Origin of the sequence: Pseudovibrio sp. W64 (genome assembly GCF_001623145.1) — a bacterium.
In the GTDB taxonomy this organism is placed as follows: Bacteria; Pseudomonadota; Alphaproteobacteria; order Rhizobiales; family Stappiaceae; genus Pseudovibrio.
This window is the reverse complement of the sequence record NZ_LMCI01000038.1, coordinates 787,136-812,432: the sequence shown is the minus strand read 5'-3', so window position 1 is coordinate 812,432 and position 25,297 is coordinate 787,136. Positions and strand designations below refer to the sequence as shown.

Genomic DNA, 25,297 nt, shown 5'->3' with positions numbered 1-25,297 from the left:
TGTCTGTCTTGAAACCTTACCTCATGCAAAAGGTCAAGTTATGATCGGCACCCCAATCAAAATTGCATGTAATTTCCACACGAACAGGCCGTAGAAAATCAAACCAAGACCCACGGAAATCACATCGTTTCGCGTTGCGTTTGGATAGTCTCGGCTTGGCGGGTTGATACGCTCGCGGCGAGCAATCGTAATTCTTACAAGAATTGCCCAGATTAAAAACGAGCCGAACAGTATCACGGAGTAAGGCTCTCCGTTCGCAAACAGGTGAGCAACCGCCCAAAGCTTGGTTGCATTGATCAACGGGTGTTTGGTGACGCGTGTAATATTGCCTTTCAATTGAGAGGCAAAGAAGAGTGGGAAAACAGGCAGCATCAACAGCATGGTGACGTGGCGGCCCCAGCTTGGTGCGACATACCAAGGCGCATAATCACCATTCCAAGCGGCACCGAAGCCGTAGACGATTGCAACCAATCCACCCAATGAGATGAGTGTGTACAGCCCGCGATAGCCGTTAAACGAAAGACGTTGAACCAAACCCTCCCGAAGCCCTGAAAACGAAGGGATCAAATGCACCGCAAAAAATGCGGTGAGACCTGAAATCAATAATGTCATGAATTGCTCTCCCCCAAGATCAATTGAGGGCAAAGGTATTTCACAGAGTTCTTAATTGCAAAACAATCTTTGGGTCACGCAAAATACTCAGCTTAAAGCAAAACCGCGTGCGTGACTGATCAGTCACGCACGCGGTTTTGCTGAAATCTCCCGATTTGAGAGCTTGCCTAGGTCAGGATCGGCATACCGATCAGCAGTTCGTGTAGTTTCCAGACAAACAATCCGTAGAGGAGCATGCCCAACACAACGCTGATGATGTCATTGCGCAGAGCGTGTGGGAATTCTTCGACTGCAGTGTTTTTGCGATCAAACTTCTTCAGAGAGATCCGCGCCCAGATCGCCCAGACAAGAAAGCCACCGAACAAAGCAACAGAATATGGCTCACCATTGACCAGTAAATGGGAGATTGCCCAGATCTTTACCGCCAGAATAACGGGGTCTTTGGTCCACTTGGCGATATTACCGCGAATAAATTTCGCAAAAACCAGAATGAAGACTGGTAAGAGCAATGTCATAGCCAGATGACGTAGCCAGAATGGCGTTACGTACAGCGGAAACAGATCTTCCTCACGCGCCAGAACGAAGCCGTAGATCATGGAAAAAAGGCCTGTCAGCACGATCAGTGAGTAGATCGCCCGGTATGGATTCAGTCCAATGCGCTGAACGACTGAGTCACGAAACCCAGGAAAAGATGGGACGAAGTGAATTCCCAGAAAGATGAATAGCCCAACTAATAACAGCGTCATCGAGTGACCCTTTAGATTTGTATTTTACGTTAAAGCCCTTAGATAGGCTTGTGCACTGTGACCATACGCGGTGAAATATCAATAAGCCTGACCGTCGCTGCGTAAGGTGTTTTATACATTTACCCAATTCTTTTTCGCAGAACCCTTGAGCTCATGCTGCTTTTCTCGCTAAATCAGGGTGAGTTGTTTATCTGCATATATCATAACTTGACTGTTTGACTCCTATATTTGCGCAAGATCTAAGGTTTCACAAACAGAAACAGTGCCTGGAAAGTTCTATGTCCGAAAGTGACAGTGCAACAGAAACTAGTGAACGTCGCCGCGTTCGCCGTCGGCGTACGCTTAAGGAAGGGCGCATTGTTTTCGCGAGCCAGTCGATGGTTTTCGACTGTGTTATTCGAGATTTGTCCGATTTTGGTGCCCGCTTGAAGATGGAAACAACGATCGATATTCCCGATGAGTTTACACTCTATCTGGTTCACCTGCGCCAGCGCGTGCAAACCGAAGTCCGCTGGAGGACAGCGGATACACTGGGTGTAGAGTTTGTGGGCGAAAAAGAAACTGTTTCCAGCCTGATGAAAATCTAGTCCACTCCCTTAAACGCCCACTATGTTGGGCGTTTTGTTTTGCTTGCACAGTTTCTCAATTCGCGCTCATACTGGTTACCTGACGGTTTGGGCGGGAGATGATCTGATGACACTGGCTCTCAATGATGCAGAGACGTTACTTCTTGCACGAAAGGCGGAACTGACAGAACTCACTGCTATCTCTGAGGGAGACCGTGCAACGGTTGCGCTTGACCAACAGTCCGTTGGCCGCCTCTCCCGCATGGACGCTATGCAACGGCAAGCGATGGCTCAAGCCAATGACCGCCAACGCGCCAGAGAACTTCAGCGGATCGATAGCGCCCTGCAGCGGATCAAAGAGGAGGAGTACGGCTTCTGCCTTGAATGCGGAGACGACATTCCCGAAGCCCGACTGCGCGTAGACCCAGCCGCTCTTTATTGCATCAGCTGCGCGAAGTTGTTTGGGTAGCCTTGACGCTCAGACTACCTCTAACGCGCTCGCCAAATTGTACTGACACCCTTCTTATTTTCTCTTGCCCAGACAAGATCAAACTCTGAAGCCATCATTGAGAGGCCGTCTGTCTTACGGCGTAGGTCGAGGTAGATGATGCTCTGTTTTCTGGTAACTTGCTTCAATGTTTCAAAATACGTTGAAATTGGAAAATGCCAACCATAAGCGAGAAAAGACACAACGACATCAAAAGTACCATCAGGAAACGCGTTATGATCCAGATTGATAAGACTGACGTTTTCAGGTGCAATCCCATTGAGCTGCAAATTCTCGGCTGTGCGCGTCAGGTCGTTGTATATTTCTGCATGAAGCTTAAAACCATATTTGATTTCTGTGTCTTTGCCATCTTTGTCTAAGCCGACGAAACAATGATCCGCCCCATAAAGCTCCTTTAAAACGAGCAGGCCAAATCCGAGGCCGCAGCCGATATCCAGGAATCGCCCTTTCGCAGCAAGATCCGGGACGTGATCCTTCAACATTCGAACAGCTTTGGCGATGTGTTTTCGGTATAGACCAAGGACTGCGTCTTCATCCTTGCCAATCAAATCGGTTCGCTGGCAAAGCAAGAGTTCTCTATGCTGTTCAGTTAGATATAACTCCGCATCAGGTAGATCCATTGACGACTGCCCCCAAATTCCAAAACATCAAACAGTATGAACGAACTTATAAAATTAGAAATCCATGCAAAATTAGAAGCCGCATTGGTCTCTTGACAAGAAAAAACCGGGAAAGTTGCCCTCCCCGGTTTCTGATGAGTTTATTCCCACTCAATGGTTCCCGGAGGCTTTGAGGTCACATCATAGACGACGCGGTTGATACCGCGGACTTCGTTGATGATGCGGGTTGCAGCCCGCCCAAGGAATTCCATGTCATAGTGATAGAAATCTGCTGTCATGCCATCAACCGAGGTCACTGCACGCAAGGCACAGACGAACTCGTAGGTACGACCATCGCCCATAACGCCAACGGTTTGAACTGGCAGCAGAACAGCGAATGCCTGCCAGATAGCGTCGTAGAGACCAGCTTTGCGGATTTCATCCAGATAGATGGCATCTGCCTGACGCAGGATATCCAGTTTCTCACGGGTGATACCACCCGGACAGCGGATCGCAAGACCCGGACCAGGGAATGGATGGCGTCCAATGAAGCTGTCTGGCAAACCAAGCTCACGACCAAGGTCACGAACTTCGTCTTTGAACAGTTCACGAAGTGGCTCAACCAGCTGCATGTTCATGCGCTCTGGCAAGCCGCCCACGTTGTGGTGTGACTTGATGGTCACGGATGGACCGCCCGTGAAGGAAACACTCTCAATCACATCAGGATACAACGTGCCCTGTGCGAGGAAGTCTGCGCCGCCAAGCTTTTTCGCTTCGTCTTCGAACACTTCAATGAAGAGCCTGCCGATGGTCTTGCGTTTGACTTCCGGATCACTCTCGCCTTCCAGCTGACCAATGAACAGATCAGCAGCATCCACATGTACCAGCGGGATGTTGTAGTGATCTCGGAACATGGATAGAACCTGCTCCGTTTCACCCATGCGCATCAAACCGTGATCAACATAGATACAAGTGAGCTGGTCGCCGATTGCTTCATGGATCAGCACTGCAGCAACAGAACTGTCAACACCACCGGACAGGCCGCAGATGACTTTTTTGTCGCCAACTTGCTGACGAATACTCTCTACCGCCTGCTGGCGGTATTCAGCCATTGTCCAGTCGCCTGAACAACCTGCAATCTTATGCGTAAAGTTCTCGATGAGCTTCGCACCATCGGGAGTGTGAACCACTTCTGGGTGGAACATAACACCGTATTGCTTTTTGGCTTCATTTGCATAAGCAGCAAATGGTGCACCTTCAGAGGTTGCAATTGCCTCAAAACCTTCGGGCAGCTCGACAACACGGTCACCATGGCTCATCCAAACCTGATGTTTGGAGCCAATTTCGTCCCAAACCCCATCAAATAGTGGGCTTTTCCCTTTAATTTCAAGGAAGGCGCGGCCAAACTCGCGATGATCAGAGCCTTCCGCTTTGCCGCCATTCTGGACACAAAGGGTCATCTGACCATAACAAATTCCGAGGACAGGAATACCAGCCTCAAATACGATCTGGGGTGCGCGTGGGCTCCCCATTTCAGTCGTGGATGCCGGACCACCTGACAGGATCACCGCCTTTGGATTCATCTCCTTAAAAGCAGCTTCTGCAGACTGGAACGGAACGATCTCGGAGTACACACCAGACTCGCGCACACGGCGCGCGATCAGCTGAGTGACCTGAGAACCAAAATCAATAATGAGGATGCGGTCTGTCATGCGCAGCTTCTACTCTGTGCGCATTGATTTGGAAAGGTCTTTTACGCGGAAAAATCGCGGTTCCGTTAAGGGCAGATGATGTTTTTCTGTGTGCTTTGTCCGAAGGTCCAGTCAGCTACAATATCGACTGCTCGTGTTCTTCGATACGGCTCATCATTTGCCCCAATCTGATGCGCTCCTGCACATCTAACTGCGGCAGTAGATTCTTCTCAAGCTGTTCGAGTTGGGCCTCAAGAGCTCGCAAAACAACGCGTCCATCTTCTGCCAAGTTCAAACGGACAAGGCGACGGTCTCGAGGGTGCTCATGTTTTTTGATGAGATTTGCTTCTGACAGGCGCTTTACAGCACGCGATACAGCCACCGTATCCAATCCAATAACTGGCCCCAACTCCCGTACAGACACAGCACCCATCCGCTCCAGTGCACTCAACACGAGCCACGAGGGAAGCGATAAACCATATTGCTTCTGTAAATGTTCGGAAAGCCGGCGCTCAATAAAGCGGCCAGTCGCGATGATGCGCAGAGGCAAATAGTTCAACAACTCGACGTTATGTTCGTCTTCAAACAAACTTGCCTGTGTCGTTATTTTCGCACGGTATTTCTCCGCCATAACCCTTTGCCCTGCGTCGGATGCTTTGCTTCATTCCATTGACCGATAAGAAAACGGAAAATGGTTAAGCTGTCTTGAATATTGGTGATTTTTCCCAGGCACTAGCCCCTGAATGTGGTTTTGATGCGTTCAATATCATCTATCCACGCCTTCCTTCAGGATCAACCCGTTCCACCTTTGACGCTGATTTGCCAACCGCTTAGGCTTCATCGTGCATAGATACGAATTTGATTCGCAGAATTGCCTGTCAGCAGGTCCATCCGAATGGATCTACGGGCGGCACTGCCCAACGAGGGGGTCCGTAAAAGATGACAGAGACACTGCGCGGTACACCGGACACTAACGCCCGGCAAGAAAAAATCAATGCTGCACTTGATGCTATTGCCTACTTGGAACAGGACGAGCGCTTTGATGAAGTGATCCCAGTCTATCAGGATCTTGTTGGACGCTACCCTGATGATGTCGAGCTTCTTTTCAAGATGGCAACGATTATGTTGCGCAATGGAGATTTGCGGGAATCTGTCGCCCATTTGCGTAAAGTGTTGTTCATGAAGCCAGAACACTTGGCTGCACGCTCCAACATGGGTAATGCGCTGCTTTTGCTGGGGTATCTGGAACAAGCTAAAGAAGCCTTTGATGCGGTGGTGGAAGCTGAGCCGGAGAACCGGAATGCGCTTTATGGGCTTGCAACCATTTTGATCAAGATGCATGGGCATGCAGAAGCAGAACCGTATGCCCGACGCCTTGTTCAACTGATCCCAAACAGTGCCCCTGCTCTTTCACTTCTTGGCGATGCTTTGAGTGCGGAGACCAAGGCGGAAGCGGCAACCCTGAACTATCGGGCTGCGCTCAGAGTTGACTCACAATATGTGCCTGCTCTGGTTGGCCTCGCAAAGCTACTCATCATTCGTAAAAAGAGTGAGGAAGCACTGGCACATCTGGACAAGGCTCATGACCTGCAGCCCCGCAATGTCGAAGTGCTTGTCGCAATGGGGCACGCTTACTTGCTGGAAGAAAACACCTCCAGTGCTGTAGAGAGCTTTGAGCTGGCTCATGCGTGTGAGCCTGAGAACGCGGCTGCGCTCGTTCATCTGAGCATTGGCAAGCGCAAACTTGGTCTTGTTTATGCCGGAGTTTATCACGCGGCTGCTGCATGGCGGCTTGCACCAGGCAATAAGCAAGTCAGCAACGCACTTGGCGCAGCTCTTGCAGCAGCTGGTGCCACTGATGCCGCTCGCGATGTCTTGACCTCTTCATCCAGAAACAGTCAGTTTTTGGAGGCAACCGAAGCAGCGATCAAAGAGGTCGAATATCTTGCTGAGCAAGGTTATGAACGGCCTATTCGCGAGGAGAAAGTTACGCCTGAGCCTTCAGAGCACAGCAAAAGCATAGAAGCCAGAGCTTTGGAAGAGGCCGGTGAAAGCGTATTTGAGGCACAGAGTGAAAATGCCGCTTCTGAAGAGCTGGCGGAAGATGTCGTCAAGGGTAAATCTGAGGTACCTGATGAGCTTGAAGAGAAAGCCTCCAGCTAATCACATGGTTTGTTTGCCGTTTCGAAGCATGTCGCATTTCATATGCGACATGCTTTTTTGTTTAAGCCAAGGTGCTGATATCAATTACGTTCCATCATCGCGATGAAGAAGCCATCAGTACCGGTATGATAAGGCGTCAGAGTGATCATACCGCCATCCTTAAACAGTGGACGACGGGATGCTATTGCACCAAAATGCTCTTCCCAAACCGGCGCAAGATCAACAAGCTTGAAGTCAGCGTGCTTTTCAAGGAACGCTTTGACTTGCAGCTGATTTTCCGCTGGCACCAAAGAGCAAGTTGCATAAATCAGCTTGCCACCTGAACGCACAAAGCGTGTCGCAGTTTCCAGAACCTGAGCTTGATCTTCAACACGTCCATTCAGAGCGTTTTCTGTTACACGCCACTTGGTATCTGGACGACGACGCCATACACCAGTACCTGAACAAGGCGCATCCACGAACACGCGATCCATCTTGCCTTCGCAGATATCAAGAGAGCCGGTTTGCGGGTCAATCGTCTGGATATTTCGCACCCCTGCGCGGGCCATACGGTCATAAAGTGGCGCTAGACGCGTCTTATGGGCATCATAAGCGTAGATCTGTCCTTTGTTCTGCATCTGCGCAGCCAAAGCGAGGCTTTTACCGCCCCCACCTGCACATAGATCCAAAACCTGTTCACCCGGCTGAGCACCTGACAGGATAGATGCGATCTGAGAGGCCTCATCCTGCAATTCAAACCAGCCTTTGCGAAAGCTCTCTTCGGCCTGAACGTGAGGTGATTTGCGCGGCCCAATTACAGGTTCAAGACGAACGCCTACAGGAGACAAGCCACTTACTTCTGGATTAAGGTGAGACAAACGCTTGAGGACTTTTTCCTGCGAGCTTTTGACCGTGTTTACCCGCATATCAATCGGCGCACGTTCAGAAAGAGAACGCCCAACGGCCAGCGTCTCGTCACCAAAGTTATCCTGAAAGTGCGGCCAGAGCCATTCTGGAACATTTGCTGAGATCTGGTCGTTATCGCCGACTTGCTTGTTTTCAATCAATGCGTCACGTTCAGCGTCGGAAAGCGGTTCTGGTGCGTGACGGTCTTCTTCCATCACCTGCTCCAGCTTTTCCACCTGATTGCACCAGCCCCAGATGTAGGTTGCCAAAACAAGCGCGCGCGCACTGTCAGATCCCATCGCCTGAGCATGGGAGAGTTTGTGGCGCAGCGCATCAAAAACCAGATTGCCGATAGCAACCCGATCACCGGATCCCGCAAACCTATGCTTGTTGCCCCAGTCCTTCAGGGCTTCCTGCACAGGACGGCGGCGCTCATTAATCTCTGTCAGCACTTCAATTGCAGCCGCAATTCGTCCACCGTCGCGCATGAATGATCCTTAATTCCGTGAATTCTATTTTACGATTTATTTGTTTGGCTTTGCAGCGTGTATGCCAATACTCAAGGCTTTTCAATAGTGCATAGCATGTGTGAGGCAAACCTCACATCAACTCATTCAACAATTTCTTGGTTGTTGCATAACTCATATATGTTGAATTTAGCAGATAACAGTAAAAATACAGATATTTACGGCCTGCTTCCGCTACCTCATGACACATAGCGTATTTTAATAAAAACGCAGATACTGCCTCGCAACTCATCAGATCACTGTAAACAATGCGTGTTGCGTTTCATGTTTTATCAGGTCTCCATCTTTCTGCTTGGCAATGCAATATTGTATTTCCTGAAAGCAGACCTCATCGGTGCTTCGATTGCATCCAACTCATCAGTTGGTTTGAAGCAGAACCACTATGTGTTTGCAGCAGGCGCATTTACAATGGATGCATTGCTCTCTTCGGTCCTGACACTGGGATGCCTTGCTCTTCTGGAACTGGCATTTTCTGTCTCGGCAACATGGTATTACTCAGTGGTGTGCCTTTTGACATATTTAAGCATCCTGAGCTTCTTCACTCTCAGAATTCACCGTTAGCTGCGACATAAAAAAATGGCTCACCCGAAACCGGAATGAGCCATCTAAATATTAGCATTTGATTGTTATCAGGCGCTTTTTACATTGCGCAAGAAGCTTGCAATATTGTCCCGCAACAGGTCTGCCTGTTTATTCAGGATCTGAGAGGATGACAGAACCTGACTTGCAGTTGCGCTGGTTTCTGATGCGGCAGATGATACACCCGCCATGCTTTCAGCAACATTTTGAGTGCCTACAGCTGCTTGCTGCACGTTCTCACTAATCTCAGTGGTTGCTGCCCCCTGCTGCTCAACAGCAGCTGCGATAGTTGCTGTGATATCATTGACGTCAGACATGGTTTTGGTGATTGCACTGATTGCGCCAACGGCTTCCTGAGACGAATTCTGAATGCCTACAATCTGGCTGGAGATTTCTTCGGTCGCCTTTGAGGTCTGATTGGCCAACTCTTTCACTTCAGCTGCAACAACAGCAAAGCCCTTGCCAGCTTCGCCGGCACGAGCTGCCTCAATGGTCGCATTCAGAGCCAACAAGTTGGTTTGCTCTGCGATCGCTTGGATGAGTGTGACCACTTCGCCAATACGCTGCGCAGCACTATCCAGACTGGAGACTTTATCATTTGTGACCTGGGCCGTAGATGTAGCATCTGCGACGACTTTCTGAGTCTGACCGACCTGGCGACTGATCTCATCAATGGATGCAGCCAGTTCTTCTGCTGCCGACGCTACCGTTTGTACATTGGTAGACGCTTCCTCAGAAGAGGCGGCAGCCGTTGTTGATTGCTCAGTGGCATGCTCAGCGATGCCCGTCAGTGCCTTGGCAGAGACTTCCATTTCAGTTGAGTTATCCGCGACTGTCGTCAGACTTTCCTGAATGGTATCATCAAAGTCCGTAATGAGCTCATCAATATGCTTTTGGCGAAGTGCACGGGCTTCCTGCTCCTGCTCGGATTCACTTTGCAGATTCAGGCGCTCAACTGCATTGCTGACAAAGACTTCCAAAGCCTTCGCCATCTGTCCGATCTCGTCTTTACGGTCAGTGAAGGCAACAGGCTCATCTACATTGCCCTTTGTCAGAGAGTTCATCCGTGCAGTGATACCGACAACAGGTCTTGCAATGGAGGAGCCAACGAACCAGAGAACGACGACACCAAAGGCAAGACAGATAAGCGCCGTAATAACAGCGTTGTTTCGTGTTGCGTTGGCAGCTGCGAGCAGTTCTGACTTATCCACGGAGACAATTGCGGACCAGACCTGCTCTGTACCACGCAGTGTCAGCGGATAGCTCGCTATTTCCTTATCACCAAGCTCAACAACAGTTGGCTGCGTACCTGCCTCAGTGAGAAGTTGAGCTATCTCTGCTGGAATTTCTTCGCCTTTCAACTCCGAATTGGAGTGAGCTACCCATTTGCTATCGTTGCTAACGAGGCCGACAAACCCACTTTTGAATTTTCTGGAAGCTTCCAGACTTGCGATCAAGCCGTTAAGGAACACGTCGCCAGTGATGACACCAATTGCATTACCATTGCCATTGAAGACAGGTGACGACATGGAGACAGCCATTACGGTGTCCCCTTGTGATTCAAAGCTGTACGGCGGTGTGACAACGTCGTGACCCAGTCTGAGCGGAAGACCATACCAGCTATCAGCATCAGCTTCGTCCGCACCTGCAATACGCCACCCAACCTTGCCATCCTTGCGAGAGAAGTAAGGTGAGAAACGGCCGGTTTTTCCGGAATAATCCTGACCAGCGTGGCTAGCATCTTCGCCAATCATATTTGGCTCGAAGGAGGTGGTCAGGCCATCAATGGACGGATTGTTGGCAAAGAAGTCTCGGGCGATCTGGGCGATTTGCTCACGAGTTAGATCGGCATGGCGCAATGTTTGTTCGAGCTGGTCTGCAAAACTTGCCGTGATAATTTGTGCTTCGCTAATTGTTTGATTGGCCAGATCCGCTTGAACCTGGGCATTCTCAATAAGTAATTCCTGACCGGCCTCTTCTGAGGAATTGGACATAAGGACGGAAACAACTGTGATAAGTGCAATAAAGCCAAGCAAAAACACGGCATTCGCAGCGGCGAATATCCTTAGGCGCAGTGACATGATTATTTTCCATTGAATTAGTTCAATTTATTCTCAACCTCTCTATCCCTGAATAATTAACTGCAACTTAAGTCTAGTTCTTTTCAAAGGAAATCTAGTAATACATTTTGACGCACTCACCTGATATCTATTTAAACCATTGCATTATATAAACTAATTGCCTCAAACGAATATCCAACCAATATACAATAATAAGTTCTCTACGTGAGATCACCCTGGATATAGATGAATATTTATATTCAATATGCACGCATCACATATCTAAAAGATCAACTATGGCACGCATTTCGATACTTCAAATTACTTTGCCGGCGAAATTTAATCTAATATATTAGCTCAGCTACGCGCCTTTGCAGCACTAGGCCAAGAAGCGCAATTACACCCACACTGCAGGTCAGATCATTTACCTACCATCTAAATGGCCGCTCTGGACTGGGCGGAGATGATGGAAGAGAGCTGAGCAAACTTCCAACTGAAAGGGGTAGCCGCATGAACCCGATCGAACTTCTCACCACAGCAGAAGCCGCAGCCCGCCTGAGAATTCCCCCGCAAACCCTAAACATATGGCGCTGCAAGGGAACGGGACCTGCGTTCTGCAAAATCGGGCGCACCGTACGCTACATTACTGAAGCGCTTCAAGAGTACCTTATCCAAAACACCTGCAGGCACACGGGAGGTTGAAACCTTCCCCTGCAATCAGTCGCGCGAAACAGCATCCAGAACAAGGAGGCCAATCCAGGGAAAACCAAAGCGCTAGAAGTACTTAAGAAAATCAATGCTGAAATCTGCAAAGACTTACACCGAATGACTCATACATGTAAAATATACGAAGAACACTCCTGCCTAATATAAGTAATGATTAAATATATTAATGAATACTATTTATGCAATTAAATATTGCAAGAATCATATTTAATTTTATACTTACATGATTGCTTTTATATTAAAGGATGTAGAAAATGTGTAAATTATGCATGATGAATCAACTACATGTAACTGCAGAAAGCATATCCTACAACTCAAGTATCACGGAGCAAAAAGCGGCCCTCAGCGCGCCAGCTGCCGATCAGGTTACAACACAGGTCGAGGTGGCGGACTTCTTAGCAAATACTCTAGTCTTGAATGAGGGAGAAGATGCTGACGCAGGGCCGTCGACACAATATCTCATTGCCGCAGGGGATAGCTTTTCAGGTACACTTGAAACCAATGGGGACCGCGACTGGGTGGCGATCGACCTTAGTGCGGGATCAAATTATACGATCAACCTTAATGGGAGCGGAGCTGCGCCAGTTACAGATACTTATTTAAGAATATACGATGCCTCCGGAAACCTAGTTGCGTTTGACGATGATGGCGGGTCTGGTTTAAATTCATCTTTAGACTTCCTGGCATCCACGTCAGGCAGATTTTACATCAGCGCCGCTGCCTACTCAGATGGGCAGACCGGAAGTTATACTGTCAGTGTGGAGGAGACCTTGCCTCCATCACCGCTAGATGCGCTCGATTGGGGTGGTTCAGCTGTAGATACAACAAATATTTCTGTCTACTTTGCGCAAGCTGGTGAAGTTTTTGATGGCCAAAGTTCAGATGGCTGGACGCAGGCGCAGATTGATGGTGCGATGGCGTCGTTAAACGACTTATCGCAAGGGACAAATCTCACTTTTTCGGTAGCAAGCAGCTCAAATAATGCAGAGTTTAAATTTGTAACATCTGCCTTTGGCGGCAGTACTTATGCCTATATGAATCCTCCGAGTGAAGCAAATCCAGGCGTAGCCGTTTTCAATACCTCTAATATGAATTTAGCAAATCTGGATCCAGGCTCACTTGAGTACTTTGTGTTTCAACATGAAGTTGGTCATGGATTGGGTATGTCGCACCCTCATGATACCGGGGGCGGTTCCAGTGTGATGAACGGGGTTTCCAGCTCACGCGGCGATTATGGTGACTTCAATCTCAATCAAGGTATCTATACCATGATGAGCTATAATGTCGGCCATGCAGAGCTTTATCCGGAATGGCCGAGTGATTATGGCGCGACGGTGGGCCCTATGGCGTTCGACCTGGCGCTTCTACAGGAGAAATACGGAGCAAAAGACGCGAATATAGATAACAATACATATCTCCTACCAGAACTTAACGGTTCGGGCACATTTTATTCGTGCATCTGGGACACTGGCGGCATCGATACAATCGCATATACGGGCTTCAGCAGCGTCAATATCTCGCTTGTAGCCGCTACTCTTGATTACAGCAGCACAGGCGGTGGTGTACTCTCCTATGCAGAGGGTGTGCGCGGAGGGTATACCATCGCCAATGGTGTTGAGATAGAAAATGCTTCTGGTGGCGCTGGCAGTGATACTGTGGTTGGAAATTCCTTGGAGAATGTACTTCAGGGCTTCTCTGGCGATGATTTCCTTGATGGAGCTCAAGGAGATGACCTTTTAGAAGGTGGTGCGGGACGTGATACCTTTAGTTTCACGAGTATAGGTGACACTGACACTATTGCTGACTTTCAGGACACAATTGACTTTATTCAGCTCGGCTCTGAATTTGGCGCGGACTCCTTTACAGAGCTGTCTTTGACCAATAGGGATGCCGACGTCATTGTCGCCTTTGGAGATAGTGAGATCATTTTACAAAATACGGATCTCTCACTTATTGGTGCAGAGGACTTCATCTTCGTATAATTTAGAATCCCAACATTGGGGTGTAAGGTAAGCGTTTGGTGAAGGCGACCTACCAACCAGCAATGGGCCCTGTTACGCTGACTTTGCAGCGTAACACCACGGCATGAGGTCGGTGATCTTGTGATCAACGACTTAGGTCAGAACCAACGTGAGCCAGGCATGAGGGGTCCACATTGTTGAGCTTGGCTGTTTCGATGAAGGTATAGGCGATTGCCGCAGCTTTGCCGCCACCTTCTGATCCCATGAAGAGATAATTTTTCCGCCCAAGAGCCACAGGTCTCATTGCCCGCTCGGTCGTGTTGTTGTCGAGATAAGGCCGTGCTTTGAGCGCGCGTGCGTGAGGGCCATGAGCGGACCTTCGACGACTTCTATCAAGGGTTGCGCGAGTCTTTGCAGATGAGACTACGGTCTCTTTCTGAAGAGCTCTTCTCAGCATATGATTATGTGAAGCGCCCGATAAGATAAGGGGCATTTTGAGCCCAAAGCGGCCCTGGAATGGAGTTGTCCCCGTTGTCCCCCTCAGATATATCGCTGAGGTTTTTGCATCTATCTAGGGCAAATAGAAGCACGAAATCTGATCTCGACCATGTGTAAAAAAGTATAATGTTTTCATTGGATTAAATGCGGAACCGTATCAGTAAGAAAACACTAACCAAGTGTTAACGCGCTCTTTTCAATGTATTTTCCTAATAAAAATCTATTTATAATTTGAAATCTGAAATTTTTAAATGAGACCTATTCAAATAAAACATAGTGCAATTTAACAGTACTAATATCTATGGGCATATTTCTATTGGGAACGAAGTAATATTGAATACATTTATTTATTGTTATGAAAATAGTTAGCCTCTTTTAGATGATGGGTAATAGCTTCACCTTATAAATCAGGTGAATATTTCGTAAGGTAAGATTGTTGGAGGCATTATATGTAGGGGCGTATAAAATGAACTCATTGACTGCTGCACTAGAATTTATTGAATCTGTTAATAATGAAGAGACACCTGATCTTGTTTCTAAGCGTCTTGCTGAACTTGGTCAGTCTTTTGGCTTTACAAGTTTTTGTCTTGCCGCGATCCCCGAAGCTAACACATCCTTTGATGGGTCTATTATGTTGAGTGGCTGGCGGCCTGAATGGCAACAACGTTATCTCGATCGTAATTACATACAAAATGATCCGATTGTCGCGAAAGCGCGTACTGCTAGTCGCCCATTTCTTTGGTCCAGCGTTGCCCGTGATAGCAATCTTTCTGCAGCTGCACAGCAAGTTCTGTCAGAAGCACGCGATTACGGAATGTATGACGGAGTGTGTGTGCCAGTGCGTGGCCTTCAGAACTATCAAGGCATGCTGATTTTTGGTGGACCAGAAGTTCGACTGAATGAACGCGAAATCAGTGTTCTTCATCTGGTTGGCATTTATACAAGTAATAAAGTGCGTGAACTAGCTGGTTCAAACATCAGTCGTCCTCGTCATCGCATTACTCCTCGTGAACTTGAGTGTCTGAAGTGGGCAGCTGCAGGCAAGACAAGTTGGGAGATCAGTCAGATCCTAAATATTTCTCAGCATACTGCGGACTGGTATCTGGCTTCGGCTGCCAGAAAGCTGCATGCTTCGAATAGAACACACGCGGTAGCTGAGGGTTTTCGGTACGGCCTTATTCAATAAGTCTAAACGACACTTACTTATGCTCTCGGCAGGGTTCGCACCGCGCTTCCTGCTGTTTGCACTTTTATGGCATCCCGATTGTCGCAATTCAACCGATCGGTAAGGTGCAGCTACTCACGAGGCGATTAAGGCGTTGACTGTAAACTTTTCTCTGAGTGCTTCGTAAGCGGCCGGTGAAGGTTGTAAAATCACTCCCACTGGTTGAGTTTTGCCTCCAGATCGACGTCCCTCTTGTAGCTGAGAAGTTTGCCGAATGTATTGCAGCGATTAGTTGAGCCCATCAGACTTTACTTCCATTCACTGCACTGCGTGAACTGAGGTAAGTGAGAGGCTGTTGCCAGCATCGTGGGCCATTACCTGCCATTCAAGTGTTTCCATCAAGAGTTGAGGCTGCCTGCATAGAAGGCACTGTTGTTTCTTTCGTATTTTGAAAGAACTTACTTTCTATCTTGAATGAATGTCAGAATTGTCCGCTCCAGCTCTCCTGCTGCTGGGGAAGCAGGTGTTTCTGATTTTCTGATAAGTTCAATTTCTCGTTGGAGGCCTGCTCCTGGAAGCGGAACAAAACTGATCTCGTCTGTGTTGAGTATCTGAGCACTTGTCTCAGGTAGAATAGTAATGCCGACCTTATTACGGATCATTGCTATCAATGATGTTATGTTATGGACTTTTAGACCAGATTCAGCGTGTAGCCTCTGACAAGCTGAAACCTGAATCGACTGAGACAGATTGTTTGCAATCAAGCGTTCCCCTTTCAAGTCTTCCCAACTCAAGTCTTGATCTTTTAGAAGCAAACTGCTGGATTTGTGACACAGAATACCAAAGCGGTCAGAGAAGAGAGTTTGAGTGTGAAATGAAGTGGCGTGGCCCTGTGTGGAGGCAATGCCCAGATCAATACGGTCTTTTGCTAGCTCGCGTAGGATGGAAGCAGAATCCATGTCGCGGAGTTCGATGTGAACATCAGGGCGCATAGAAAGGAACCGTGCAATGACTTCCGGCATGATTGTGTTTGCAACAGATGGAACGGCGGCCAACCGCACTTTTCCGCTTTTTGCTTTTGCGAAGTTCACAATGTCCTGAACCATGCCGTCAAATTGATAAAGTTCCCACTCTGCCTGCTCCAGAACGAAAGATCCAAGCGCTGAGAGCCGGTTCTTACGATCAGTCTCAAACAATGATTGTCCCAGATTCTCTTCCAGTTGTTTTAGCATCATGGAGAGTGCTGAAGGTGTGCGCCCAAGAACCTCGGCTGCATCACTAAGGTTGCCGGTTCGTGCAACAGCGACGAAGCAACGAAGCATCTCAATCTTGATCTGCATTTCAATTTTCCTGAAACAAGTTACAGAAGTTTGATTTTGACTGAAATTGTATCATGTGTCCATAGTCTGCTCAGTAATTCTACAGGCGAATAGGCAGCAGATCACATGGTCGACACAAAACTGAATCTCATTGCAGGAAATTGGACCGCTGGCACAAGCGAAGTTGAGAACCGGAACCCATCGGATCTGAGTGATCTTGTTGGTCTATTTGCGCAGGCATCCGCTGATCAGCTGGAAGCGACCTTGGACCAGGCACGCATTGCTCAGGCGGAATGGGCTGCTTATGGCATTGAGCGTAAATACAACGTGCTGAATGCGATTGGAACTGAGATGATGGCGCGTGCCGAGGGACTTGGCACTCTGCTTTCTCGTGAAGAAGGTAAACCTTTCGCGGAGGGTAAGGGCGAAGTCTACCGTGCGGGCCAGTTCTTTACCTACTATGCCGCTGAAACACTGCGTCAGATCGGTGAAAACGCAGATTCAGTGCGGGATGGTATCGAGGTTGATGTCCGCCGGGAAGCTGTTGGCGTTGTTGCGATCATCTCTCCGTGGAACTTCCCAACAGCAACGGCTTCCTGGAAGATTGCTCCAGCGCTTGCATTTGGAAATGCTGTTGTCTGGAAACCGGCAAATTTGACGCCTGCTTCTGCTGTCGCTCTGGCAGAGATTATTGAGCGGCAAGACATACCCAAAGGCCTCTTCTCACTGGTCATGGGCTCTGGTCGTAACATTGGTCAGCGTTTGGTTGAGAGCTCGAAAGTTGATGCGATTTCCTTTACGGGCTCTGTTCCGGTTGGTCGCGGCATAGCATCAGCAGCTGTTCAGAATTTCACACGTGTTCAGATGGAAATGGGCTCCAAAAACGCTCTTGCTGTTATGGATGATGCTGACCTTGATCTGGCTGCAACTTTAGCAATCGGTGGTGCGTTTGGCGGAACTGGTCAGAAGTGTACAGCGTCTTCCCGTCTGGTTGTCCACGAAGCCATTCATGACGCGTTTGTTGAGAAGCTCATTGCTGGCACAAAAGCCATGAAGGTTGGTCATGCATTGCGGGCGGGTACTCAGATTGGTCCGGTTGTCTCTGAGCAGCAGCTCAACGAAAATCTGGCCTATGTGGAGCTTGGTAAATCCGAAGGTGCAGAGCTCGCATGTGGTGGGCAACGTCTGGAGATGCCGACGCAGGGTTTCTATATGTCGCCCGGTGTCTTCCTGAACTCGACCAGTTCCATGAAAATCAACCGTGAAGAGATGTTTGCTCCATTGGCGGCAGTCATTAAGGTTGGCAGTTATGATGAAGCGCTCGCGACCGTCAATGACACCAATTTCGGACTGACATCAGGCATCGTGACGCAAAACCTCGCAAGGGCAACCCATTTCCGCAGAAACGCGCGTACTGGGTGTGTGATGGTTAATCTGCCGACAGCTGGCACCGATTATCACGTTCCATTTGGTGGTCGTGGAGACAGTTCATATGGCCCACGTGAGCAGGGTTCTCACGCGAAGGACTTCTACACCATCGTCAAAACCTCCTACATCTCATCCGGAGTTCCTGTGTGATGTGGATCGACAATCTTCAATATGCCAACTGGTCTGAGAAAATCTTTCGGCAAATGCGGGCGGGGGGATTAGACGCTGTTCATGTAACGATCGCGTATCATGAGAACTTTCGCGAGACGGTCCTCAACTTTGAACAATGGAACCGTTGGTTTGAGCAATATTCCGATCTCATTATGCCCGCATATGTCGCTGCTGATATCGATGTTGCACGCGAAACCAATCGAACTGCAATCCTCTTTGGGTTCCAGAACCCAAGCCCGATTGAAGATGATATCGGCCTCGTCGAGATCGTACACCGCCTTGGTGCAAGGTTCATGCAACTGACATACAACAACCAGTCGTTGCTTGCCACAGGTTGTTATGAAGCTGAAGATACCGGTCTTACGCGGATGGGCAAACAGGTTGTCAGGGAGATGAACCGGGTCGGGCTTGTTGTGGATATGAGCCATTCTGCTGATCGGTCGACGATTGAGGCTGCGGACTATTCTGAAAGACCAATCGCAATCACGCATGCCAATCCGTTTGATTGGGCACCTGCACTGCGCAACAAAAAAGATGAAGTCATTCGGGCTGTCGTAGAAAATGGCGGAATGCTGGGCTTCTCGCTTTATCCACATCACCTCAAAGACAAATCAGCGTGCACGCTTGAAAGCTTCTGCACGATGATTGCGCGGACTGCAGAGAAGTTTGGTGCACAGCATTTAGGCATAGGCTCTGACCTTTGTCAGGACCAGCCAGATAGCATCGTGGAATGGATGCGTATGGGGCGTTGGACAAAAGAGACGGATTACGGTGAGGGATCGGCGAGCGCACCGGGCTTCCCGCCAATGCCTACATGGTTCGAGAGCAACAAAGATTTTGGCAACCTTGAAAGAGGTTTGCGAACTGTCGGTTTCAATGAGGAGGAAACTGCAGGGATCATGGGCCGAAATTGGTACTGCTTTTATGAAAGCAGTTTTCACGCAGCGCCAGCCGAAAAGAGGCTGCTTAACTCATCCCCATCGGAGTTGAAGAAGAACTGTTCAGCTTAACTGAACATGCTGCATTGCCGTCACCAGGGAGGGAAACATGACGGACATTACCAAGCAATCTGTAGAGGACGCTAACGATACCAATATGCCGCTGCTTGCGATTACAGGTGGCTTTATCGTGCTCTTCTGCTTAGTCGCACTTATCAATCTCGATGTATTATCTGCATTTGTTGATTGGGGCTTCAATATTTCTGCAACATACTTCGGCTTGTTTTGGCAGGTGCTGCTTCTGTCGACGTTTCTATTGGGCTTGATCCTTTGTGTATTGCCGGGCGGCAAGGCAATTATGGGCAACCTGGCAAAGCCAGAGTTTACGGTCTTCCAGTGGGGCGCAATGATCATGTGCACCCTGCTGGCAGGTGGCGGTGTCTTCTGGGCTGCAGGTGAGCCAATGGCGCACTTCCTGTCATCGCCTCCACTGTTTGGCGCAGAAGCCGGTACGGATGCTGCCGTGGATGCAGCCATGGCACAAAGCTTTATGCATTGGGGCTTTTTGGCCTGGGCGATCCTTGGCTCTTTGAGTACCGTCATGCTGATGCATTATCACTATGAAAAAGGATTGCCACTCGCACCGCGGACCTTGCTTTACCCAGTTTTTGGCGACAAAGCGATCAACGGTCCAATTGGTCTTATAGCAGATGCGTCAAGTATCATTGCTGTGGTTGCTGGAACCGTGGGTCCGATTGGCTTCCTAGGGTTGCAAGTCAGTTACGGTCTGAGTGATCTGTTTGGCATTCCAGATGGGTTTACAACACAAGCTGTTGTGATTGCTGGCCTGGTCGCGCTCTATACGATTTCAGCCATCTCGGGTCTTTCCAGAGGTATCCAGCTTCTGAGCCGCCTGAATGTCATTCTGGCTGCCGGTTTGCTGCTCTTCGTTTTGCTTGCGGGTCCTACAGCCTTCATCTTCAACAGCTTCTTTTCAGGTTTTGCAACATACCTTGGCAACTTCTTCGGCATGGCGCTCTATCGCGGTGAAGCTGGTGTCTTCGGAGAACCGGGCTGGCTTGGTTGGTGGACTGTGTTCTTCTGGGGCTGGTTTATGGGATATGGGCCGTTGATGGCGATGTTCATCGCGCGTGTCTCTCGTGGCAGATCCATTCGCTCTATTGTGATCATGCTGTCCATTGTTGCGCCAATTGTCACAAACTTCTGGTTCACTATTGTTGGCGGTTCAGGGATTGCATTTGAACTTCAGCAGGCTGGCTCCATTGCGACTGCTTTTGAAGGCTTCAATCTTCCAGCTGCACTTCTGGCGATCACACAGCAGCTTCCGCTTGGCTTCTTTGTCTCTCTTCTCTTCTTGGTTTTGACAACGATTTTCGTGGCCACAACGGGCGACTCAATGACCTACGTCATCTCTGTCACTATGTCCAAGAGCGGTACACCATCTATGGCAGTCCGTGTGTTCTGGGGCATTGCAATGGGCATGATGGCAATAATCCTGATTTCTGTCGGGTCTGGCGGCGTTTCAAAGTTGCAGAGCTTTATCGTCATCACAGCGGTACCAGTATCCTTGCTACTCATTCCGTCACTTTGGGATGCTTTGCGCATCACAATAGCGAAAGGAAGAGACAGCTAAGCATGTTGCCCGAGTACATATATCCTATATGGCTCGGGCAATTTAAGCTTCGGATTGTCCAGAGGATGAGATGATTATGAGTGTTTGTGAAGCCGATGCAACCCAGCTGCGTTCACCTGATAAGGTGATGAAGTTAAGCCGGCTCGGTTCAATCCATCAATCGCGCCTGTCCTTCATGCGTATTCTTTTAAGACGCATGCAGAATGAGAATTGGCGATTTGACCGACCTGTCTTTGATATTGATGAAAACGGTGTCGGGCATGCTGTCTATTCCGCTCATGGTCTGGATCGAACCTACTCTCTGGTTGCCTTCTCGCATGACCTGCCAGCTGGGAAACGATCAGATCGCGTGATCGCGGATGCCTGGGATGCAACGTTCGCTCTTTTTGACGGTATTCCGACCTCTGAGGATATTGAACGTCTTTCTCGCAACGTACCTTTGCAAGAGGCTGGGCGCATTTGTGAGACTGAGCTGTCGCTGTCACGCGCTAACCGCTCAACGCGTTTGTGGGAGCACATCGTGGCGGCTCTGGCAGAGGGAGAGCAGCCGGATCTAGAGAAGATCGAAGCCGTCGGATATCTCATGCGCACCACTGCTGTGTATGGGTCAGGCAAGTTTGGGGCGGCTGATCGCGAAATGATCGCGGACCGTCCTGAGTTCCAAAGTCCGTTCCAGGTGGAGATGCTTTCCGTCTTTCTGACGCGCGCGTTTGTACGCGACCTTGTCGAGCATATGGCGCGGATGAAGGGGGGAAGCAAAGCTATAAAGTTGGATCCTGCTATCGCTCGTTCTATGGGCATCGGGAACTCGACCGGGCTGGGAATGGCACCGTTTCTGCTCAATCACCCTGTGCTGTTTAACAATTGGATTGCCGCGAGGGAACAAGCTGCTGCGCGCGTACGTGCACTCCCTCAGGCAAGTGAACAAGAGATTGAACTCTTTCGTGAGTTGCTGGAACGCAGCATTTTATTGACGACGTCCTGGACAACAGACCATCAGGTCCAGTCTGAAAAGATTGAAGGGCTCAAGCGTGATCTCGTAGTACTGCAGCAGCAAGCTGGAACACTCTCTGAAACCAGTGACCATCCCTGGAACCAGCTAAATGCCTGGGCAGAAACAGAACTGACTCTTGAAGGGCAGGAGTGTCTGACTTCATTGATGTTGGAACCCTATGGCGCCCTTGTGGATGATCTGGCAAACACCATGGCCGCTGACAATACGCCAACATTCCGCATAGCCGGTGCAATGACACTCGGTGATCTGCGAGGGGTTCTTGAACGTGTTTATGGCTGGGCTCTGGAGATTGATTGGAGCGATCAGCAGAATAGAGCAAAGGCTTGGTACGTCTCTGAAGAAAAGCTGGAGCCGCGTCTGGGTGAACGCTTTGAAGAGCCGATTGAAGAATATGAGCAGCCTTTAGCGCCCGGGCGAGATGCAGCTGCGCTTTATCATGCTCTGGGCCACTGGCCAGAAGACAAAAACATCGCTCAGTTTCTGTTGAGGCATCCTGAATACCGGCACATCGTTCGCCGCGCTCAGATTGTCAATCAGGCGCCCTATGCTGAAATCCGCGACAATACGATTGCAAGCGATGTTCTGCCGATCGATATGCTGAGATGTAAACTTGCCTTTTTCGGTGCAGTGCAATTCGATCCGCGCTCTGATCGTTGGGTACGCATCAACATGTATGCAAACGCGCCTTATCCGGAGGAGTTGGCGTTACAATCTGATGATTTCTGGGTCTATCCAGCACTGAGCAGGGGCAACTAGATGAGTTATTCTCTCAATGAAATCGAAGCGATGTGCAAGCGTGCTTCTCGTGGTGCAGGGTTGCCATGGGGCTTATGTGAGGAGGCTGCCAAAGGAACGCGCTGGCTTGCGTCTTTTGGGTTTCCTGGGCCAGACTTGCTTGTCTCACTCTTAGAGCTGAACGACAGATTACCAGCAGTTGACCTATCACCGGTGGCACTTCAGGGCATTTGGCGTGCTCCGGCAGGCAGGCTAAGCCCGCTCATTGCGGGCGCCGCGATGAGCGATTGTGCGATCAAGATGGAGCTGGGCAACATCATAACAATGCTGGAAGTTGACTACCCGTTGCTGGTTGTCCCTTTCGCATCTGGTGCAGCCTTGCGTCTTGGCCAGCCAGTTGCTGTGGAATGGGAAGGCACGCGCATGGTCACCAATGGCAAGGAACTCTGCGTTCAGGGCAACTCTGAAGCGATTTTCTCCTCCCATGCCAAACGGGTTGAATGCTCTGCTCCGGCACAAATGCTCTCGCAAAGCAAACCTATCCATCGAGCGGTTGTTGGGGATGCATGTTGGGCCCGGCTTGGGGTATTTGCACAGCGAACTTTCGCCCCGGCGACAGAAGCATCCCGCCTGCGTGGCGCTGGTGCTGGCCTGACAGACAACGACTGATCAGCAGCCGCTCTTCAATCTCAAGATTAAGAAAACCGATGCAAGAGGTCAGGTGTTTGCATGAACACGCCGACTGATGAAAACTGGAGTAAAAATGAGCTCAGAACTCAAAAAACTAGGCGGTTCAAAGCGCTTTTCTGCCATAGCAATTCACAATGATGTCGTTCACTTGGCAGGTCAGGTGTCTCAGCTGGTTGAGGGTGACATCACCGAACAGTCAAAAGACGTTTTCGCAAAAGTTGACAGTTTGCTTGCTGAGGCAGGGACAACTCGTGAAAACGTATTTTCCGTCCAGATCTGGCTGGCAGACATGCGTGAATATGATGGGATGAATAACGTCTGGGATGAGTGGGTCGCTGATCTCAACGCAGCCCCAACACGAGTTTGCGTCGAAGCCCGCATGGCAAAACCTCACTACAAAATCGAGGTTCTGGTGCTCGCAGCGCTTTAACTGACTTGCAAGGTTGATCAGTAGACAGTCAGGCCTACTGATCAATTATATCAATAGGCTTATTATGTGCACCTTGTAGATTTGCCATCATCAACTAAAAGATGAGTTCTACATTGCGTAAGTGGGTGTCACATATTCAAAATAGCAAAATGTTGATGGTGAAATTTGGTTTAATGGATATGAGCCCGACGTAATGCTGCCACTGCTATCAGATCTCAGTTACCATTGAAGGTAAGCACCTCACCCTTTTAGTAAGCAACGGTCCGTTTTGTGAGACATGAACGGAGCATTTGTTCAAAGCGACTTAGAGTTGAAATTTCGCTATGCCCTTGGTTACCCTGAGATAACGCGAATGGCGGCTAATGGTCAGCTGCTACGTGCTGCAATAGCGAAGGATTGGAAGCTATATGTTCCCGACTACGTTTGTGACAATGAAACCTAAAGCGTCTAATCTGGGCATATCAGTAACGTTTTATCAGCAAGGGTTAGTGAAGTTTACATTGGACCGATGAATGCAAATTTTTGCTTAGCACCTTGATAAAACAAGTAATGTCATGAGCTTAGCTCTTAGCTGAGATTATAAACCCTTTTACTCCAAACGCCTCAATCATTCCGAACTACTTTATTCCGTCACATGTGGTGGTACAATCTATTCTGCTTACCAGTATCCAACTCATGAGAGCAGCGCTTAAATGTCCGACAAACCATCTCTTAGCAATGCCCCAACAGATGATCCACGAAAGCCGTCTTTCGAGATCCTTGGCCCCGTTCATAAGGGTATGAAGATCAAGGGCACCTATCCGCCACGGATGACAAAAGAGACTGTAGAAAAACACGTTATAGGCCCATTCGGCGGACGTTTCGAAGCGTTTGGAAATGGCGCGTTTGTCTACATCTGTTATTCAGATTGATTGCCGCCAGCACAGACTAAACTAGGTGTCTCTGCTCATTAGCTCTCACGCATCTTGCTCATGACGGAGAAGGGAGACAAGCCCCTCATTCAAGTCGCCTCATCATGGTCATCATAAGCAACCACACGCGCCAAAATATTATGAAGTTTTAACTCTTCAACAAAGGCGTTACAGCCTGCCTCATAAGCGCAGCTGGACTTATAAGGCAGGCCTAGAAGAAGTGACACCTTCCACCCTCCGGAGATCATAGCTTCTCCTACTCCTTTGACCTTCAAAAGGCGCACAAATGGAGCATTGAGGTCATCAAACACAACATAAGCCCCGCCTTTAGAAAAATAGTCGCCGTTTTCTTCGACAAAAACACTTGTGGCCTCCAACGAAGCATCCCATGCAGCATCCAGCGCTTCAGAAAATGAGATTACATCCCTGCGGCTCATCGTGTTCTGTTTGGTTGGAAAAGTTAAGATCTTTGCACTCATGTCCGGCTCTCCTGACCTGATAAGTGAGCAGCCTCAATGTGAGGCCCGCTTTCACTTTCCTTGTCATTTGGAGCCGGTCAGTTTGATCAAGGTCAGGGCGACCGAAGGGGACCGGCTGCACGGAGCGCAGCGCAGGAAGCTGGTCGCACTGCCTGCTTGCAGGTTGCCTTGAGCAAATTGAGCGGGGACTTAGTTCTTGGCTAACCGTGCTGCTTTACGTGGTCGTAACTCTACCTAATAA

The 25,297-nt window shown here is 49.2% G+C and carries 24 protein-coding genes; 14 read left to right on the top strand and 10 right to left on the bottom strand.

Annotated elements, in window-relative coordinates:
• Positions 1-33: 33 nt before the first annotated feature.
• The gene (locus tag PsW64_RS20320; RefSeq protein ID WP_063288434.1) at positions 34-612 is read right to left on the bottom strand and encodes an NnrU family protein; all 579 of its coding nucleotides are present in this window, start codon (positions 610-612) and stop codon (positions 34-36) included.
• Positions 613-779: 167 nt separating this feature from the next.
• Entirely contained in the window at positions 780-1,358 is a 579-nt protein-coding gene (locus PsW64_RS20315) for an NnrU family protein (protein WP_063288433.1), read from the bottom strand.
• A gap of 278 nt (positions 1,359-1,636) precedes the next feature.
• Between PsW64_RS20315 and PsW64_RS20310 the strand changes: the two genes are divergently transcribed.
• Both PsW64_RS20310 and PsW64_RS20305 read left to right on the top strand, forming a co-directional pair.
• Entirely contained in the window at positions 1,637-1,945 is a 309-nt protein-coding gene (locus PsW64_RS20310; RefSeq protein ID WP_057460940.1) for a PilZ domain-containing protein, read from the top strand.
• A gap of 106 nt (positions 1,946-2,051) precedes the next feature.
• Complete coding sequence (locus PsW64_RS20305) at positions 2,052-2,393, top strand: TraR/DksA family transcriptional regulator (RefSeq protein ID WP_063304999.1); 342 nt, start codon at positions 2,052-2,054, stop codon at positions 2,391-2,393.
• A gap of 20 nt (positions 2,394-2,413) precedes the next feature.
• Here PsW64_RS20305 and PsW64_RS20300 read toward each other — a convergent pair whose 3' ends face one another.
• From PsW64_RS20300 to PsW64_RS20290, 3 genes are all read right to left on the bottom strand, one after another.
• The gene (locus PsW64_RS20300) at positions 2,414-3,052 is read right to left on the bottom strand and encodes a class I SAM-dependent methyltransferase (protein WP_063304754.1); all 639 of its coding nucleotides are present in this window, start codon (positions 3,050-3,052) and stop codon (positions 2,414-2,416) included.
• A 140-nt stretch (positions 3,053-3,192) separates the two neighbouring features.
• Positions 3,193-4,743, bottom strand: a complete 1,551-nt coding sequence (guaA, locus tag PsW64_RS20295) for a glutamine-hydrolyzing GMP synthase (RefSeq protein WP_063304753.1) — start codon at positions 4,741-4,743, stop codon at positions 3,193-3,195.
• A gap of 115 nt (positions 4,744-4,858) precedes the next feature.
• Positions 4,859-5,353, bottom strand: a complete 495-nt coding sequence (locus PsW64_RS20290) for a MarR family winged helix-turn-helix transcriptional regulator (protein ID WP_057460936.1) — start codon at positions 5,351-5,353, stop codon at positions 4,859-4,861.
• 308 nt (positions 5,354-5,661) lie between these two features.
• Here PsW64_RS20290 and PsW64_RS20285 point away from each other — a divergent pair, with 308 nt between their 5' ends.
• Entirely contained in the window at positions 5,662-6,885 is a 1,224-nt protein-coding gene (locus PsW64_RS20285) for a tetratricopeptide repeat protein (RefSeq protein WP_063304752.1), read from the top strand.
• An 80-nt stretch (positions 6,886-6,965) separates the two neighbouring features.
• Here PsW64_RS20285 and PsW64_RS20280 read toward each other — a convergent pair whose 3' ends face one another.
• Positions 6,966-8,258, bottom strand: coding sequence for an RsmB/NOP family class I SAM-dependent RNA methyltransferase (locus tag PsW64_RS20280; protein WP_063304751.1), 1,293 nt, complete (start codon positions 8,256-8,258; stop codon positions 6,966-6,968).
• Between the two features lie 303 nt (positions 8,259-8,561).
• Between PsW64_RS20280 and PsW64_RS20275 the strand changes: the two genes are divergently transcribed.
• The gene (locus PsW64_RS20275) at positions 8,562-8,858 is read left to right on the top strand and encodes a hypothetical protein (RefSeq protein WP_063291838.1); all 297 of its coding nucleotides are present in this window, start codon (positions 8,562-8,564) and stop codon (positions 8,856-8,858) included.
• A 68-nt stretch (positions 8,859-8,926) separates the two neighbouring features.
• Here PsW64_RS20275 and PsW64_RS20270 read toward each other — a convergent pair whose 3' ends face one another.
• Positions 8,927-10,957, bottom strand: a complete 2,031-nt coding sequence (locus PsW64_RS20270) for a methyl-accepting chemotaxis protein (RefSeq protein WP_063304750.1) — start codon at positions 10,955-10,957, stop codon at positions 8,927-8,929.
• 489 nt (positions 10,958-11,446) lie between these two features.
• Between PsW64_RS20270 and PsW64_RS28360 the strand changes: the two genes are divergently transcribed.
• Together PsW64_RS28360 and PsW64_RS20265 are read left to right on the top strand one after the other, a co-directional pair.
• The gene (locus tag PsW64_RS28360; RefSeq protein WP_082831170.1) at positions 11,447-11,638 is read left to right on the top strand and encodes a helix-turn-helix domain-containing protein; all 192 of its coding nucleotides are present in this window, start codon (positions 11,447-11,449) and stop codon (positions 11,636-11,638) included.
• A 293-nt stretch (positions 11,639-11,931) separates the two neighbouring features.
• A complete protein-coding gene (locus PsW64_RS20265; protein WP_063304749.1) occupies positions 11,932-13,644 on the top strand; it encodes a M10 family metallopeptidase C-terminal domain-containing protein in 1,713 nt (570 codons plus the stop codon).
• A gap of 124 nt (positions 13,645-13,768) precedes the next feature.
• Here PsW64_RS20265 and PsW64_RS27675 read toward each other — a convergent pair whose 3' ends face one another.
• Positions 13,769-14,080 (bottom strand): IS66 family transposase, encoded by a 312-nt coding sequence (locus tag PsW64_RS27675; RefSeq protein WP_193757831.1) that lies wholly within the window; start codon positions 14,078-14,080, stop codon positions 13,769-13,771.
• A 507-nt stretch (positions 14,081-14,587) separates the two neighbouring features.
• Between PsW64_RS27675 and PsW64_RS20260 the strand changes: the two genes are divergently transcribed.
• The gene (locus PsW64_RS20260; protein ID WP_063304748.1) at positions 14,588-15,307 is read left to right on the top strand and encodes a LuxR family transcriptional regulator; all 720 of its coding nucleotides are present in this window, start codon (positions 14,588-14,590) and stop codon (positions 15,305-15,307) included.
• A gap of 437 nt (positions 15,308-15,744) precedes the next feature.
• Here PsW64_RS20260 and PsW64_RS20255 read toward each other — a convergent pair whose 3' ends face one another.
• Complete coding sequence (locus tag PsW64_RS20255) at positions 15,745-16,626, bottom strand: LysR family transcriptional regulator (protein WP_063304747.1); 882 nt, start codon at positions 16,624-16,626, stop codon at positions 15,745-15,747.
• A 105-nt stretch (positions 16,627-16,731) separates the two neighbouring features.
• On the opposite strand from PsW64_RS20255, the gene PsW64_RS20250 reads away from it, so the two are divergent.
• The 7 genes from PsW64_RS20250 (at position 16,732) to PsW64_RS20220 (ending at position 24,577) form a co-directional block, all read left to right on the top strand.
• Positions 16,732-18,183, top strand: a complete 1,452-nt coding sequence (locus tag PsW64_RS20250; RefSeq protein ID WP_063304746.1) for an aldehyde dehydrogenase family protein — start codon at positions 16,732-16,734, stop codon at positions 18,181-18,183.
• Complete coding sequence (locus PsW64_RS20245; protein WP_063304745.1) at positions 18,183-19,214, top strand: membrane dipeptidase; 1,032 nt, start codon at positions 18,183-18,185, stop codon at positions 19,212-19,214. The genes PsW64_RS20250 and PsW64_RS20245 overlap by 1 nt, the downstream gene beginning before the upstream one ends.
• A gap of 37 nt (positions 19,215-19,251) precedes the next feature.
• Positions 19,252-20,796, top strand: a complete 1,545-nt coding sequence (locus PsW64_RS20240) for a BCCT family transporter (RefSeq protein WP_063304744.1) — start codon at positions 19,252-19,254, stop codon at positions 20,794-20,796.
• 76 nt (positions 20,797-20,872) lie between these two features.
• On the top strand, positions 20,873-22,567 hold the full coding sequence (locus PsW64_RS20235) for a hypothetical protein (protein WP_244277314.1): 1,695 nt from the start codon (positions 20,873-20,875) through the stop codon (positions 22,565-22,567).
• A complete protein-coding gene (locus PsW64_RS20230) occupies positions 22,568-23,215 on the top strand; it encodes a DUF3726 domain-containing protein (RefSeq protein ID WP_063304742.1) in 648 nt (215 codons plus the stop codon).
• Between the two features lie 94 nt (positions 23,216-23,309).
• Positions 23,310-23,666, top strand: coding sequence for a RidA family protein (locus PsW64_RS20225; RefSeq protein ID WP_057462235.1), 357 nt, complete (start codon positions 23,310-23,312; stop codon positions 23,664-23,666).
• 692 nt (positions 23,667-24,358) lie between these two features.
• The gene (locus PsW64_RS20220; RefSeq protein WP_057464026.1) at positions 24,359-24,577 is read left to right on the top strand and encodes a hypothetical protein; all 219 of its coding nucleotides are present in this window, start codon (positions 24,359-24,361) and stop codon (positions 24,575-24,577) included.
• Between the two features lie 89 nt (positions 24,578-24,666).
• Here the strand turns inward: PsW64_RS20220 and PsW64_RS20215 are convergent, their stop codons facing one another.
• Complete coding sequence (locus tag PsW64_RS20215; protein ID WP_063304741.1) at positions 24,667-25,056, bottom strand: hypothetical protein; 390 nt, start codon at positions 25,054-25,056, stop codon at positions 24,667-24,669.
• Positions 25,057-25,297: the final 241 nt, after the last annotated feature.

Coding starts and splice junctions, on each gene's coding strand:
- PsW64_RS20300 (WP_063304754.1), bottom strand. CDS start 3,052: ATGGATCTACCTGATGCGGAGTTATATCTAACTGAACAGCATAGAGAA.
- PsW64_RS20290 (WP_057460936.1), bottom strand. CDS start 5,353: ATGGCGGAGAAATACCGTGCGAAAATAACGACACAGGCAAGTTTGTTT.
- PsW64_RS20285 (WP_063304752.1), top strand. CDS start 5,662: ATGACAGAGACACTGCGCGGTACACCGGACACTAACGCCCGGCAAGAA.
- PsW64_RS20315 (WP_063288433.1), bottom strand. CDS start 1,358: ATGACGCTGTTATTAGTTGGGCTATTCATCTTTCTGGGAATTCACTTC.
- PsW64_RS20235 (WP_244277314.1), top strand. CDS start 20,873: ATGAGTGTTTGTGAAGCCGATGCAACCCAGCTGCGTTCACCTGATAAG.
- PsW64_RS20265 (WP_063304749.1), top strand. CDS start 11,932: ATGATGAATCAACTACATGTAACTGCAGAAAGCATATCCTACAACTCA.
- PsW64_RS20250 (WP_063304746.1), top strand. CDS start 16,732: ATGGTCGACACAAAACTGAATCTCATTGCAGGAAATTGGACCGCTGGC.
- PsW64_RS20320 (WP_063288434.1), bottom strand. CDS start 612: ATGACATTATTGATTTCAGGTCTCACCGCATTTTTTGCGGTGCATTTG.
- PsW64_RS20255 (WP_063304747.1), bottom strand. CDS start 16,626: ATGCAGATCAAGATTGAGATGCTTCGTTGCTTCGTCGCTGTTGCACGA.
- PsW64_RS20310 (WP_057460940.1), top strand. CDS start 1,637: ATGTCCGAAAGTGACAGTGCAACAGAAACTAGTGAACGTCGCCGCGTT.
- PsW64_RS20215 (WP_063304741.1), bottom strand. CDS start 25,056: ATGAGTGCAAAGATCTTAACTTTTCCAACCAAACAGAACACGATGAGC.
- PsW64_RS28360 (WP_082831170.1), top strand. CDS start 11,447: ATGAACCCGATCGAACTTCTCACCACAGCAGAAGCCGCAGCCCGCCTG.
- PsW64_RS20245 (WP_063304745.1), top strand. CDS start 18,183: ATGTGGATCGACAATCTTCAATATGCCAACTGGTCTGAGAAAATCTTT.
- PsW64_RS20230 (WP_063304742.1), top strand. CDS start 22,568: ATGAGTTATTCTCTCAATGAAATCGAAGCGATGTGCAAGCGTGCTTCT.
- PsW64_RS20305 (WP_063304999.1), top strand. CDS start 2,052: ATGACACTGGCTCTCAATGATGCAGAGACGTTACTTCTTGCACGAAAG.
- PsW64_RS20270 (WP_063304750.1), bottom strand. CDS start 10,957: ATGTCACTGCGCCTAAGGATATTCGCCGCTGCGAATGCCGTGTTTTTG.
- PsW64_RS20225 (WP_057462235.1), top strand. CDS start 23,310: ATGAGCTCAGAACTCAAAAAACTAGGCGGTTCAAAGCGCTTTTCTGCC.
- PsW64_RS20280 (WP_063304751.1), bottom strand. CDS start 8,258: ATGCGCGACGGTGGACGAATTGCGGCTGCAATTGAAGTGCTGACAGAG.
- PsW64_RS20275 (WP_063291838.1), top strand. CDS start 8,562: ATGTTTTATCAGGTCTCCATCTTTCTGCTTGGCAATGCAATATTGTAT.
- PsW64_RS27675 (WP_193757831.1), bottom strand. CDS start 14,080: ATGCTGAGAAGAGCTCTTCAGAAAGAGACCGTAGTCTCATCTGCAAAG.
- PsW64_RS20260 (WP_063304748.1), top strand. CDS start 14,588: ATGAACTCATTGACTGCTGCACTAGAATTTATTGAATCTGTTAATAAT.
- PsW64_RS20240 (WP_063304744.1), top strand. CDS start 19,252: ATGACGGACATTACCAAGCAATCTGTAGAGGACGCTAACGATACCAAT.
- PsW64_RS20220 (WP_057464026.1), top strand. CDS start 24,359: ATGTCCGACAAACCATCTCTTAGCAATGCCCCAACAGATGATCCACGA.
- guaA (WP_063304753.1), bottom strand. CDS start 4,743: ATGACAGACCGCATCCTCATTATTGATTTTGGTTCTCAGGTCACTCAG.